The organism is Dysgonomonas sp., from assembly GCF_035323175.1.
Classification (GTDB): Bacteria; Bacteroidota; Bacteroidia; order Bacteroidales; family Dysgonomonadaceae; genus Dysgonomonas.
Genome location: NZ_DAOKYH010000011.1, coordinates 117,157 through 131,526, shown reverse-complemented (window position 1 = coordinate 131,526; position 14,370 = coordinate 117,157). Strand labels below are relative to the sequence as shown.

9 protein-coding genes are annotated in these 14,370 nt (G+C 36.9%); 7 read left to right on the top strand and 2 right to left on the bottom strand.

The window, feature by feature from the left end; genetic code table 11:
• Together PKC55_RS13325 and PKC55_RS13320 are read right to left on the bottom strand one after the other, a co-directional pair.
• Window positions 1-1,072 (bottom strand): efflux RND transporter periplasmic adaptor subunit (locus PKC55_RS13325; RefSeq protein WP_324373376.1); only part of this gene is annotated, 1,072 nt, incomplete at its 3' end.
• Window positions 1,073-1,094: 22 nt separating this feature from the next.
• A complete protein-coding gene (locus PKC55_RS13320) occupies window positions 1,095-2,402 on the bottom strand; it encodes a TolC family protein (RefSeq protein WP_324373374.1) in 1,308 nt (435 codons plus the stop codon).
• Window positions 2,403-2,707: 305 nt separating this feature from the next.
• Here PKC55_RS13320 and susR point away from each other — a divergent pair, with 305 nt between their 5' ends.
• From susR to PKC55_RS13285, 7 genes are all read left to right on the top strand, one after another.
• A complete protein-coding gene (gene susR, locus PKC55_RS13315; RefSeq protein WP_283687048.1) occupies window positions 2,708-4,306 on the top strand; it encodes a SusR family glycan utilization regulator in 1,599 nt (532 codons plus the stop codon).
• 256 nt (window positions 4,307-4,562) lie between these two features.
• Complete coding sequence (locus PKC55_RS13310) at window positions 4,563-5,948, top strand: SGNH/GDSL hydrolase family protein (protein ID WP_283687049.1); 1,386 nt, start codon at window positions 4,563-4,565, stop codon at window positions 5,946-5,948.
• 14 nt (window positions 5,949-5,962) lie between these two features.
• A complete protein-coding gene (locus PKC55_RS13305) occupies window positions 5,963-8,503 on the top strand; it encodes a glycoside hydrolase family 38 C-terminal domain-containing protein (protein WP_283687050.1) in 2,541 nt (846 codons plus the stop codon).
• A gap of 50 nt (window positions 8,504-8,553) precedes the next feature.
• Window positions 8,554-10,860, top strand: coding sequence for a GH92 family glycosyl hydrolase (locus tag PKC55_RS13300; RefSeq protein ID WP_414647296.1), 2,307 nt, complete (start codon window positions 8,554-8,556; stop codon window positions 10,858-10,860).
• A 38-nt stretch (window positions 10,861-10,898) separates the two neighbouring features.
• Complete coding sequence (locus PKC55_RS13295) at window positions 10,899-12,719, top strand: RagB/SusD family nutrient uptake outer membrane protein (RefSeq protein ID WP_283687052.1); 1,821 nt, start codon at window positions 10,899-10,901, stop codon at window positions 12,717-12,719.
• Window positions 12,720-12,762: 43 nt separating this feature from the next.
• Window positions 12,763-13,218, top strand: a complete 456-nt coding sequence (locus tag PKC55_RS13290; protein ID WP_283687053.1) for a DUF5004 domain-containing protein — start codon at window positions 12,763-12,765, stop codon at window positions 13,216-13,218.
• Window positions 13,219-13,229: 11 nt separating this feature from the next.
• Complete coding sequence (locus PKC55_RS13285; RefSeq protein WP_283687054.1) at window positions 13,230-14,351, top strand: DUF4961 domain-containing protein; 1,122 nt, start codon at window positions 13,230-13,232, stop codon at window positions 14,349-14,351.
• The last annotated feature ends 19 nt before the right edge of the window (window positions 14,352-14,370 follow it).

Sequence of the window (14,370 nt, the reverse complement as noted above, 5' to 3'; positions counted from 1 at the left end):
CAGATACTTTTACTCCGTTATATAATTTGCCTTCGGCTTTGGATACAATTTTGTCATTTTGGCTCAACCCCGAAAGTACTTCTACCTGATTGCCGATTGTCTTGCCTAAACGTATCCAGCGAAGATTAGCTTGACTTTGGTCGTCTATCACATATACTCCCGTAAGCTGATCACGGTATACAATAGAGCTTTTGTCTAGCATGATTTTAGATGTAATATTCTCACTTCTTTTATTCGGTATCAATATATTTACATACATTCCCGGACGTATATTTTCTTTATCTTTGCTGTCAATAGCCAACTTCATCGAGTATTGTCCTCCTGTGCGGAATGCCGACGGACTGAGTTCGGATACTTTTCCATCGATCGTTATGCCTAATGATTTCAATTCCATTTTGGCTACATCGCCTACTTTTACATACTGTATATAGTTTTCGGGGATAGATGCTATAACCTGCAATTCACCATTCTGCTCAATTGTCAAAATAGGCATTCCCGGATTTGCCATGCTCCCTTCGTCTACCATTTTTTGTGTTACGACGCCCGAAAATGGAGCACGTATATTGGTGTAGGAAAGCATCGCATTTACTTCGTTCATCTGTTGGCGAGCCATGTGTACTCTGGCATTCATCGAAGTATTCTGCAAAGCCACATTTTCGAGTTCCTTATCAGATACACTGTTTTGGTTGCGTAGTGTTTTGAAACGCTCATAATCACGTTGGGCATTTTTTGCTGCTGCTTCAGCCTCCGTAATCATGGCTTGTACCTGAGCCTTTTTTGCCAGAATGTCATCGCTGCTAATAGATACGAGGAGTTGTCCTGATGCTACCTTGTCGCCTGGTTTTACATATATCTTGTTTATATAGCCCATCATTCGGGTGCTGATATTAGCTGTTTGCTTGGCTGTGACCTCACCGCTAAGGTAAAATCCTTCGTTTGTAGATTGGGCCGGAGAGTAAGCTTCTACTTTTACTATAGTCTTATCTTTATCCTCTAATTTATCAGAAGAAGAGCAGGAGTAAAGAGTTGATATTCCCACTATTCCTAAAAATGCATTTCTTAAAGTTTTCATATCTATTTATCGATTTTATTTGTTACTTAGTTTTTGATAAAAAATTGAGGTATGCATCCGTTATATTATACGACATAATAGATTGAGATAGCATAAGTTTTTGTTGAAAGAATTGAGCTTGTGCCATCAATAGATCTGTGGTACTCGCTAAACCTTCTCGGTGACGATTGGAGAGAATACGTAATGCTTCATCTGCTTGTTCCACGCTGGCCTTTTGCTTGTTGATCTCGATTTGGGAATCGTTCAGATCACGTTTGGTTTTATTTAGCTCTAGTTCTTCTTTTTTGATATGCAGGTTGAGCTCTTCTTGCATTTTATCTCGTTGGAATTGTGCCGATTTCATCTTACTCCGGTTTTGATTACCTGAAAATATTGTCCAGCTTAGATTTATACCGACCAAATAAGAATCATTCCCAAATTTGAAAGCCTTCGAATCATTCAGGCTATATGAACCAAAAGCATTGATACGTGGTAGGAATGCCATCTTTGAGGATTTTACCATCAAGTTTGTTGCATCTAAAGCTTTGTTTAGTGCCATGATATCGGAACGATAAGACGAAAGTTCTCTGTCTTGATATAGGCTTATATCTTGCAACAACGAATCTGTTGTATATACATCACTACTTGTTTCCAATCCCATCAGAAGACGCAATCCGTCTGAGGCATTCTGTATATTACTTTCGGCTTTTGCCAATGCTGTTTCAATTGTATTGACTTGTACTTGAGCATTCAGTACATCCGATTTCTGAACTAATCCTTGATTATAAAAATTGGAAACTGATTGATGTATTTGTTTCACATCCGATAACGATTTTTGAAGGATGTTTCGAGCCTGATACGACATTTGTAATTGAGTATATGCCTTTCGTACTCCAAATTCGATGTATTCTTTGGCTCGTTCCGTTTTGTATTTGTAAACCTCTTCTTGTGCTTTAGCTCCTTTACGAGCATAAATCATATCCATATTTAGCAAAGGCATTTTGGCTTCTACCTGAGCACTGTAATTTTGTCTTGCTCCGGGATTATTCAGTTTGGCAGGATCGAAGTCCATCGCAGTAACAGATTCTTGCTGCAATAGAAATCCGAAAGCATTTAGTGGGTTATTTGTACTTAAAGCGGTATATCCAACCGTCACCTGTGGGAGAAAAACGGCATCTGTTTGATGATAATTTGCATTCGCTACTTTTTCATCCAACTCAGATATTTTAACATTGTTGTTATTTTTCACTGCAATCTCTACTGCATCTTTTACCGAAATATGCCGGAGATTCTGCGCTTGCGTTAGAAAACTAACCAGAATCGCACTAATAATAATACTTGCCTTTTTCATTTTATATTTTAATATTATTTATATCAATAAAATGTCTGTTGGAAATAATATCCTTTAGAAATATATTGCAAAGTAAAATATAATTTTCCAAAGAAACAAATTTCCTATGGAAAATATTTGGATTGGTATTATTTGAACTTTCAAATGGGGATATAAATCAAAAGAATTTATATTTTTATACATTATAAGTTTGTATATATAGATAACTAAAATTTTGTCTTACATCTATTTCTTCTAACTAATAGGGATTCTGAAAAAATCTTATTAGTTTTGTGTAGAAGATTTTCACCACTCTATATGCTTTTATGAGAGCTTTAATTTTTTTGCTTTGTTTTGTTCTGTCTTTGAATGCGTTTTCTGAAAATGAAATAGATTCTTTGTTAACAGTACTGGACAAAACAACACAGAACCGTTCGATATATATAGCCGAAAAGGAAGCTAAAATCAAAAGATTAATAGCTCAACTAGATAATCCGAAAACTCTGGGCGATGAATATAATATTAATGAAAGCATCATATCAGAATACAGATCTTTCCAGTGTGACTCTGCTATAAAGTATATAAATAAAAATATTATAATAGCCGAAAAATTAGGTAATAAAGAATATCTAAATCAGAATAAGTTAGATTTATCATTCATCTTGTGTATCTCAGGACTATTTACTCAGGCTTTGGAAACGCTTAAGGCAATTGAATATGATGAATTACCTATATATCTTAAGTTGTCGTATTGTTGGACATATATCAGGTATTACGAAAATTTAATTAAATACACAGATGACTCCCAATATGAGAGCTTTTATCTGAAAGAAAAGGAAAACTATCGCGAGAGACTTACATCTCTATTGAGCGAAGGCTCGGATATGTATAGTAAGGAAATGGCATTCAAACTTCAAGATGAAGGGCAATATAAAAAAGCCTGTGAGATTCTTCTCAATATATTTAACAAACAAGACTCTCCAACTCATGGATATGCTATGGATGCAATGAGTTTGGCTAAAATATATAAATATATGGGAAATAGCGCAATGGAAGAAAAGTATATGATTCTGGCAGCTATAACCGATACCCAGTTAGCAGTCAAGGAGAATGAGGCTCTCCTTGCTTTGGCTATTTATTTGTATGACAAAGGAGATATGAATAGGGCATATAATTATATAAGGATTGCTTTGGATGATGCAAATTTTTTTAATTCTCGTTTTAGAAATACAATTATAGCACGTGTGTATCCTATCATTGAAGATACTTATTTATATCGTATTGAGCAGCAAAAGCAGAATCTCAGAATTTATTCTATTCTCACAAGTTGCTTTGTTGTTGTGTTGGGTATTGTTTTATATTTTATTTACCGACAAATTAAGATTGTATCAAGAGCAAAGAAAAATCTGAAAGCTGCGAATGAACAATTAGCGAGTGTAAATAAGAAGCTAGACGAAGTTAGTTTGATAAAAGAGAGGTATATCGGTATTTTCATGAATCAATGTGCTATTTACATCGATAAGTTGGATGATTTTAGAAAAAATGTAAATAGAAAGATAAAAGCCGGACAGGTGGAAGAACTACTCAAGCAGACTTCATCTTCGCGCGATTTAGAAAAAGAGGTGGAAGATTTATACACAACCTTCGACAGAGCTTTTTTTAAGATATATCCCAATTTTGTAGAAGAGTTTAATAATCTGTTGAAAGAAGACGAACGTTACAGATTGGGAAAAAATCAGCTAAATACTGAATTACGTATTTTTGCACTTATCCGTCTTGGGATAAATGATATGGATCAAGTAGCTACATTTCTCCGTTACTCTATTCAAACCATCTACAATTATAAGAGTAAAGTAATAAGAAGTAAAGCGATCACGAGTGAAAATTTTGAAGATGAGGTGAAAAAAATAGGAAATTTATCATAAAAAAGCCTTCTAAAATACTTACCAAAACTCTATGTCTTTTTTTTTATATCTGTCTTATAAACAGTGTATACACGTTTTTATTCTGCCCAAAAAACCTACTTAAAAGCTTACTTACATAAACAAATAGGGTCTATCTGCTCATATATTTGCATATATAGTTTTTGAGGTATTTCATAACTATGAAAAATCTTTATTCTATATATGGCTAATAAGCCGCCATTAAAAGTTCAATCTATTTTTATTTTTAATCTAATACATGAAAATGAAAAATCTAATTCTATTTTATCTGCTCTTTTTGAGTGCATCCGTTACGATAGCTCAGGAAATAACTCCTTTCAAGAATGGCGACAGGGTTGTTTTTCTAGGTAATAGTATTACTGATGGAGGTCATTATCATTCATATATATGGCTTTATTATATGACACGCTTTCCTGAAATGAGATTAACTATTATGAATGCAGGAATAGGAGGGGATCAGGCTATAGACATGGTTCGGAGACTCGATGGAGACGTATTCAGTAAAAGACCAACCGTTCTCATTACAACTTTTGGTATGAATGATTCGGGATATCTTGAATACAATGGTGACCAGCCTGAAAAATTTGCAGATGAGAAAGTAAAAGCATCTTATGATGCTTATAAACAGATGGAGGCGAGATACAAGAATCTTGTTAATACTAAAATTGTATTGATGGGTAGCTCTCCTTACGATGAAACTGCAAAAATAGAAGGAAATACACCTTTTCGGAATAAAAATAAAGCGATGCTTCGAATTGTTGATTTTCAAAGAGAATCGGCAAAGGCTAATGGCTGGCAGTTTTTTGATCTTAATCAACCAATGATCGCACTTAATAGTCAGTTTCAGCAAAAAGATCCAACATTCACCCTTTGTGGAAAAGACCGTATTCATCCTGATAATGATGGACATATGGTTATGGCTTATCTGATATTGAAAGCTCAGGGATTTGCAGGTAAGGAAGTGGCTGAAATAAGTATAGATGCTCCCAATACTTCTATAATTTCTTCTTCAAATTGTGAAATAACAGATATTAAAAAGACTTCTACAGGTTTAAGTTTCAATTACCTAGCAAAAGCTTTACCATATCCTATGGACACGATTGCTCGGGGATGGGAACAGAAAAAGAGTCAGGCTGAAGCTATAAAAACAGTGCCTTTTATCGATGAGATGAATAAAGAGATGTTGACAGTGAAAGGGCTGAAGGGCAACTACTGTCTTCAGATAGACGGAGAAAATATAGGAACTTGGTCTTCTGCCGAATTTGCCAAAGGCATCAATCTGGCAACACTTAATACACCACAGTATAAACAAGCGCTAAAGGTTATGTTTTTGAATGAAGAGCGATGGGAGATAGAAAAACGCTTCCGTGAATATGCGTGGGTACAATTCAATTTTTTCTTGCCAAAAGGTATAACAGATCCTAATACTGAGGAAGCTGTTAAAATTCTGGATGAAAATAAAAGCTCGAATGTCTGGATAAATATTAGGCGTGACCTGTATAGCAAAGCAAGATATCCTGAAGTAAGAAAGGTATGGCAAGATGAGATGGACTTGCTTCTATCTACTATATATAATATAAATACGCCTATTAAGAGAATAATAACCTTAGTGAAAGTTAAATAAGCGATTGTGTGATTATGTTGAAAACAGGCGTTGTTACTATCCTTGCAGTTTTTTCTTTTTATGGTAATCTTTTTTCGCAGCAGAAGGCATATTTTGTAGACGGCTATCATGGTGGAGTTTACGGGCATTATCCGGTTTGGGTTACTCAATTTATGGTCGATAAGCTTACCGAGCATCCCGACTGGCAGCTCGGACTCGAAATAGAACCTGAGACATGGGATACTGTAAAAGTAAAAGACCCCGTAGCCTATAATAATTTTAAAAATATTGCGACAGATAAAAGAGTCGAATTTACAAATCCGGCTTATGCTCAACCTTATTGTTACAATATATCAGGGGAAAGTATTATACGCCAGTTTGAATATGGTATAAAAAAGATACACCAACATTTTCCCGATGTTGCTTTCACTACTTATTCGGTAGAGGAACCTTGTTTCACAAGTAGCCTCCCTCAGATATTAAGATTGTTTGGTTTCAAATATGCAGTGTTGAAATGCCCTAATACCTGTTGGGGCGGATATACTGCCCCTTATGGAGGGCAGTTGGTGAACTGGATCGGTACTGATGGAACTGCTATACTCACAGTGCCTCGTTATGCCAGTGAAGAACTTGAAGATAATTCGACATGGCAGACCAAAGCATGGAATAATTCCGAAGCATATCTTGAGACTTCTTTCAATCAAGGCATAGAAAATCCAGTTGGGATGTGTTATCAGGATGCCGGATGGAAAAATGGTCCCTGGTTAGGCTATGGAGCAAATGTCAAAAATAAATCTATATATACTACTTGGAGAAATTATTTCGAGAATATTTCGGACAAAAAAACGAATAATAATTATTACTTCTCACAAGAAGATATACATGTAAATCTTATGTGGGGCAGTCAGGTGCTACAGAAAATTGCTCAAGAAGTTCGTGTTTCGGAGAATAAAATAATAATGGCTGAGAAAATGGCAGCTATGGCAAATCTTGATAATAAATATAATCCTGCTCAGGAGAGAATCGATGAAGCTTGGCGTACACTGATGATGGCACAGCATCATGATTCGTGGATAGTGCCTTACAACCGTCTGAAAAAAGATCGTACATGGGCTCAGGAAATCACTCTGTGGACAAATAATACGAATGAAATATCCGAAAAAGTGATTGACGAAGCTGTCGATTCTTACAATACAAGTATTAGTCGGAATACTGAAAATAGGGCATATATCAGAGTATATAATACTCTAGGTGTAAAACGTACTGAGCTCGTTAAAGCGCTAATTCCTTCTAATAAGGAAGGGGAAGTTGTGGTATATAATTCAAAAAATGAACTATTATCATCTTATTCTCAACAGATAGGAGATTCCTCTTACATATCCTTTCAGGCAGAAGTTCCGGCTTTCGGTTATGCTACATTTCTTGTTTCGCATAAAAAGGTTGTGATCAATAAGAAAACTTCTGTACACGTTGATACCGATGGAAATTATATCCTCGAAAGCAATATGTATAGGATAACTCTAAATCCTTCCAAAGGAGGTACAATCAAAAGCCTTATAGCAAAAATGGAAGATAGTAAAGAATATGTAGATAAAGATAACGAATTCAATTTTGGGGAACTCAGAGGACATTTCTATGACGAAAATAAATTTTATTCGACAACCGATGCTCGGGCAAAAATAACAGTATTAGAGGATAATTTCCTTCGCACAAGCGTCAAAATAGAAGGCGAAATAGCCTCACATCCTTTTGTTCAGATAATAACATTAACCAACGGGCAAAAGCGTATAGACTTTGATCTGACCGTTAATTGGAAAAATAATGTTGGGATAGGGGAGTACAAGCAGGGACTAAATTGGCGAGATAACAGACGAGCTTTTACTGACGACAGATTTAAGTTGAATGTACTGTTTCCTGTAGCCCTGTCTTTTTCCACTCTATATAAAAATGCCCCATTTGATGTATGTGAAAGTAAACTCGAAAATACTTTTTTCAATACATGGGACGGAATTAAACATAACATTATACTGAATTGGGTAGACCTTGTACAAAAAGATCAGAAATATGGATTTGCTATATTTTCTGACCATACCACTTCCTATTCACATGGAAAAGATTTTCCACTAGCACTCACAGCCCAATATTCGGGTATTGGTTTATGGGGACCCGATTATAAAATTACCCATCCTTTGAAGATGAAATATGCAATAGTTCCACACAGCGGAAAATGGGATCAAGCGAATATATCGATAGAAAATAATAAATGGAATGAACCTCTAATAACATCTTCTCATAAAAATATACCGTTGGCTGATAAATCATTTATAAATATAGACAAGTCCGGCTATGAAATAAGTGCTTTTAAAGTCAAGGATGACAATATTCTAATTCGTTTATTCAATGCAGAAGGAGACGGATCGATAAGAAGAATTGCATTCGGATTTCCGGTTGCTGATATAAAAGAAGTTGATTTAAACGGAAATGCTATTTCAAAAAAGGTAATAGATAAAAACAAAGTATCTATATCTATGCCTCGTTTCGGTCTAAAAACATTATTACTAAAGAAAGCAAACTAAATAATTAAAGAATATAACCACTTATTATGTATAGATCTATAATAGCCTCTATGGCCGGTTTGTGCCTGATAGTAGCAAGCTGTGCTTCAGATGTTAAACCCTTAGAAGATTTTGCCCCTTCCGATTATGTTAATCCTTTTATCGGTGCTAGTACCAGTGTCGGAGCAGCCGGAGTTTATCACGGCTTAGGAAAAACTTTTCCGGGAGCAACTACTCCTTATGGTATGGTTCAGGTCAGTCCGAATACAATTACCGGAGGAGACAACAGCCCCGGCTACAGTTACGAACACAAAACTATCGAAGGGTTTGCATTTACTCAAATGAGTGGTGTGGGATGGTATGGCGATTTAGGCAATTTTCTAGTTATGCCTACTATCGGCACATTAAAGACGATAGCCGGTAAGGAAGATGGAAGCATCAGAGGATATCGTTCTTCGTACAATAAAGATACAGAAACTGCTGAAGCCGGTTATTATTCGGCACAGCTTACCGATTATAATATAAAAGTAGAAGCTACAGCAGCTCCTCATAGCGGAATGTTAAGGTTCACATTTCCTGCAAATAAGCAATCTAGGATACAAATTGATTTGGCTCGCAGAGTAGGAGGAACGTCTGTATACCAATATGTAAAAGTTCTGAACGATAGCACTATCCAAGGATGGATGAGATGTACTCCCGATGGTGGAGGTTGGGGCAATGGAGAAGGCAATGCTGACTATACTGTATACTTTCATGCTCAATTTAGTAAACCACTAAATAATTATGGTTTTTGGAGTGCAGATATTCCTGATAACTGGAAGAGAAAAAGAGAAGAGGTTATCAGTATTCCCTATCTGCAAAGAGTCTCTGAAGCTCCGATTATCAGAGATAAGAAAGAAATAGAGGGAAAACACCTTGGTTTTTTTACCGAATTTGAAACTCATAAAGGAGAAGAAGTTACATTGAAGGTAGGAATTTCCTTTGTAGACATAGATGGTGCAGAAAAAAATCTCAAAGCGGACATAGGAAATAAAAACTTCGATAATATTCGTGCTGAAGCAAAAAAACTATGGAATAATGAACTGAGCCGTATAAAGATAGAAGGAGGGACTAAAGACGAGAAAATAATATTCTATACCTCGCTTTATCATACAATGATAGATCCACGCATCTTTACAGATGTAGATGGGCGATATATAGGAGGAGATAAAAAGATTCATCAAGCATCAGCCTTCAAAAAACGCACAATCTTCAGCGGTTGGGACGTATTTCGCAGTCAATTTCCACTTCAAACAATTATTAACCCCGCACTGGTCAATGATCAGCTAAACTCATTGATCACACTGGCCGACGAGAGCGGACGAGAGTATTACGAACGTTGGGAAATAATGAATGCATATTCAGGTTGTATGATCGGTAATCCGGCGTTGTCTGTTTTAACCGATGCTTACATGAAGGGTATTCGCAATTATGATATCGACAAAGCATATAAATACGCGATCAATACTTCACAAAAATTTGGTAACGATAAATTAGGTTATACAGGGCCTCCTTTAGGTATTTCTCAAACATTGGAATATGCATATACCGATTGGTGTATCTCTCGTTTGGCAAAAGAGTTAGGAAAAACTGAGGATGAAAAGATATTTTATCAAAAAGGACAAGCTTATAGGAATATTTTTGATAAAGAGAAAGGTTGGTTTCGCCCTAGACTTGAAGATGGATCATGGGAAAAATGGCCCGAAAATGCCCGTAGCAAAGAATGGTATGGATGTGTGGAATCTAATTCATATCAGCAGGGATGGTTTGTTCCGCATGACGTGCCGGGAATGGTAGAACTAATGGGTGGACGTGATAAAGTAGTGGCAGATCTTACTAGCTTTTTTGAAAAGACACCTGATAATCTCTTGTGGAATGATTATTACAATCATGCCAATGAGCCTGTACATCATGTTCCTTTTCTTTTCAACCGTTTAGGAGCACCATGGCTTACTCAAAAGTGGGTGCGTCATATTTGCAGCAATGCCTATGCAAACAAAGTAGAGGGCATTGTAGGAAACGAAGATGTTGGTCAAATGTCTGCTTGGTATGTGCTTGCGGCATCAGGTATACACCCGGTATGTCCGGGAGATACCCGCTTCGAAATCAGCAGTCCGGTATTTGATAAAATAGAGATTAAGCTCGATCAGGAATACTTCAAAGGAGATAAGTTTACAATCGTAACTCATAATAACTCTCCTAAGAATGTATATATACAGAAAGCTGTGCTGAATGGAACAAATTATAATAAATGTTATATCGACTTTAAAGACATTGTGAATGGTGGATTATTGGAACTTTATATGGGTGATAAACCCAATGAGAAATGGGGCATGTAGATAAATTATAAACCTACTTAATTTAATATCTTATGTATATGAAAAACATTTTCTATTCATTATTTATAATAATGATACTGTATGGAAATTTTTCCTGTAGCGACACCAGTTTCCTCGACGAAACTGTGACCACAGACCTTGATTACAATAAGGTTTTCTCTGACAGTGCGCTGACCGAGGGCTTTCTGAACGAAATCTATCGTGATATAGGATTCGATACCAGAGGCAATCGTTTCAGTAAAAACAATTCTACTCTAGGTGGTCTTCAAACAGCATCTGACGAAGCCGAGTTCAGAACCTCGTCCGAGGTAACGGCCGATTTGCAGTTTGCCATGGGGACTGTCAATCCTGTGGTTATAACTGATGATGCTTGGCGTATACCTTATCAGAACATAAGAAGGGTAAACTTATTCTTCAAAGGGCTAGAGCAAGCTCCTTTGCAAAATAGCAGAAAGTTGCGCCTTAAGGCAGAGGCTCGTTTCTTACGTGCATGGTATTACCATATTCTGATGAAGCATTATGGGGGGGTACCTCTGATTGGCGATACGATTTATGCAGAGGGTGACAAACCTAAAGACATACGTGATACATACGATGCCTGTTTGAAGTATATCGTTGAAGAGTGTAAAACGGCAGAAAAAGATCTGAATGTGAAACCTTCAGGTACATATTATGGACGTGCAGGGGGAGGTGCTTGTAAGGCTTTGATTGCACGTATGAAGATGTATGCAGCCAGCCCTTTATTCAACGGAAACAGTGACCTTGTTGCCGGAACCAATGTCCCGGCAGAGCTTGTCGGTTATCCCGAATATGATAAGGAGCGTTGGAAGGAAGCGATGGATGCAGCTTATAGTTTTTTAGCACTAGGTAGATATCAATTGTATGTACTGAATACAGATCCTAAAAATAATAATGCAGCCGATCCCGGACATGGATTTTATGCTCTGTTTATGTCATCGGATGCTGCATACCGACCGGGATCTCTTGTCGAATCTATTTTCGAAGATCGTAGCTTAGGACGTGTAGCAAGAGAAACTTGGTTTCAACCACCATCACGAGGTGCGGCAAATAGCGGATTTATATATCAAAATCTGGTTGATGCATTTCCGATGAAGAATGGAAAACCCATTACCGATCCTACATCTGGTTACGACCCAAATGATCCTTATAAGGGACGTGACCCACGTTTTTACAATACAGTAGTTCATGATCAGACTGTTCTCATGATTGGAAACGACGCTTATGCTCCGGTAAATACCTATCTTAATGTAGATGGATCGTCTTCGGGTAAAGATGCTGTACATCAAGGAACACCTACCGGATATTATATCAATAAAATGGTAAATAGACATCTGGCAGCAAACTCTGTTCATGGAGGTCCCGAAGAAACACCTCTTATGCGATTTGCCGAAATATATATGGATTATGCCGAAGCCATGAACGAATATAAGATGGCAAACAGTGGTGAATCTGATCTAGTTCCTGCAAGCGAAGAAACATATACAATTCTGAAAGATATCAGAGCCAGAGGAGGAATTGATGCCGGAGAAGATGGGATGTATGGGTTGAAACCAAATATGACTCGCTTAGAGATGCGTGAAGCTCTTAGGAATGAGAGACGTATAGAGTTTGCAATCGAGGGGATGCGGTTCTTTGATGTGCGACGTTGGAAAATTGCAGAACAAACAGACAATCAGATGATGACGGGTATGGAGGTACAATTGAAAGCAGGAGGAGGTAAGACCTATAAACGTTTTGATGTAAGGCAACGCTCTTTCAGAAAGGCAATGTATTTCTGGCCGATACCATATTCGGAAACATCCAAATCTCCGAACTTGATACAGAATCCTAATTATTAGTAAAGAATACACTTTATTCTAATTCCGTAAACAAAGATTTATCATGAAAAAACTAGCTATAAAAAAGTATTTTATACTTTTTATTATGGTACAACTATTCATTTCCTGCGATAAGTTCAAAGACTCTACCGATTATACAGGGGATGAACCAGTTAAAGAAATTGCAGGCACTTGGTACATAACCAAGGCAACAAGAAATGGTTTGGACATAACCAAAATTATGGATTTCAGTTACTTTAGAATCAATCTAAAGGATGACAATACCTATACCATAGATAATTACCTTCCTTTCTTGGTGCGCCAAGGAGGTACTTGGGATGTAAATGATCCTCAATATCCTACAAAATTAATATTCAAGGAAGAAGCTTCAGCAGAATCGAATACCTCTGCATTCGAATATCAGACTGTAGGTGGAGAACGACAGATAACCCTTTCTTTCTCTCCGGGCTGCTACAGTAATATTTATTCTTATGTTCTTAAAAAAGTGCCTAATAATTAAAATTGAAAGCCATGAAACTAAAATTGAAGAACAGAATATTGATATATAAAATACTCGGCTGCCTGTTGGTTCTTGTTATATTTATTTCTTGTGGTATAGCATGGTATGAAAACCACGGAGATGTATTTAAGGATGAATATCAGGACAATAATTCGCCGATTATCTATAAAACAAATTCAGTGAAAGCTGGCGAATATGCCGAATATATCATGTATGTAAAATGTGCATCAAATTATGATAATGAAACTCATCGGCTAATTGTAGCTCTTAATGTGCCAAAAGCATGGACAGAAGCTAAGTCTGCAATATTGACATGGGAAAATAATGAAGATTTGGGCACCGAATATAAAATGTCACCAATACCCGAAGGTACTTCTCCGAAAAGCCAACCCGGTCTGACTTGGAGTCAAGCGCTTCTTAATGCTGTGGGGGGACGTAATCCGAATATTTTGGATGATACCCAATGGGTTGCATTTCAGGCTGATGATCCGTGGACAATTTTCAATGGATCAAATGCATACACCTTATTTGTAAAAGTAAGGATAAAAATAAAGACAGGATCTGACAATTTAAGAGCTAAAATAGGATTCTTTGTCAATTATGACGGAGACGGTATGGGAACAGATGAAGATCGTTGGAAGGTAATGTGGGGAGACTGCTTTGACGTAACCGACGGAGAAGGTGCTGAACCTATCGATTTTTGCCAATATCATTTTTATCAGGCAACGCCGGGTAATGCTACTCAAAACGATATTTTAACATTCAAGTATATCGGTGATTATTATAATAACCCTCTGATAGATGAAACAGATATATATATCAATGCCAAAGCATATACAGCAGAAGGGAATATGTACACTGTGGATGAGATTTCCGATAAAACAAAATTGGTAAAAGACTCTCAATGGGGAGTTATGTGGAGCAGGACAGTATGGCCCGAAGGGTATTTTAGTGTTCCGTCCAACGAGACAATTACGCGTATCGAATACTATTTCACAAACAAAGATGGAAGCCTCTATGTGTCCAAATATGATGACAAGGTGGCGGGAGCTATGGAGCCGGGTTATGAGGAAGAGTTGGTACGTCCCGGAAGGCCGATAGAGCCATTCATATACTACTTTGTTTGCAAGTGAGATTAATGTATAAAATTAA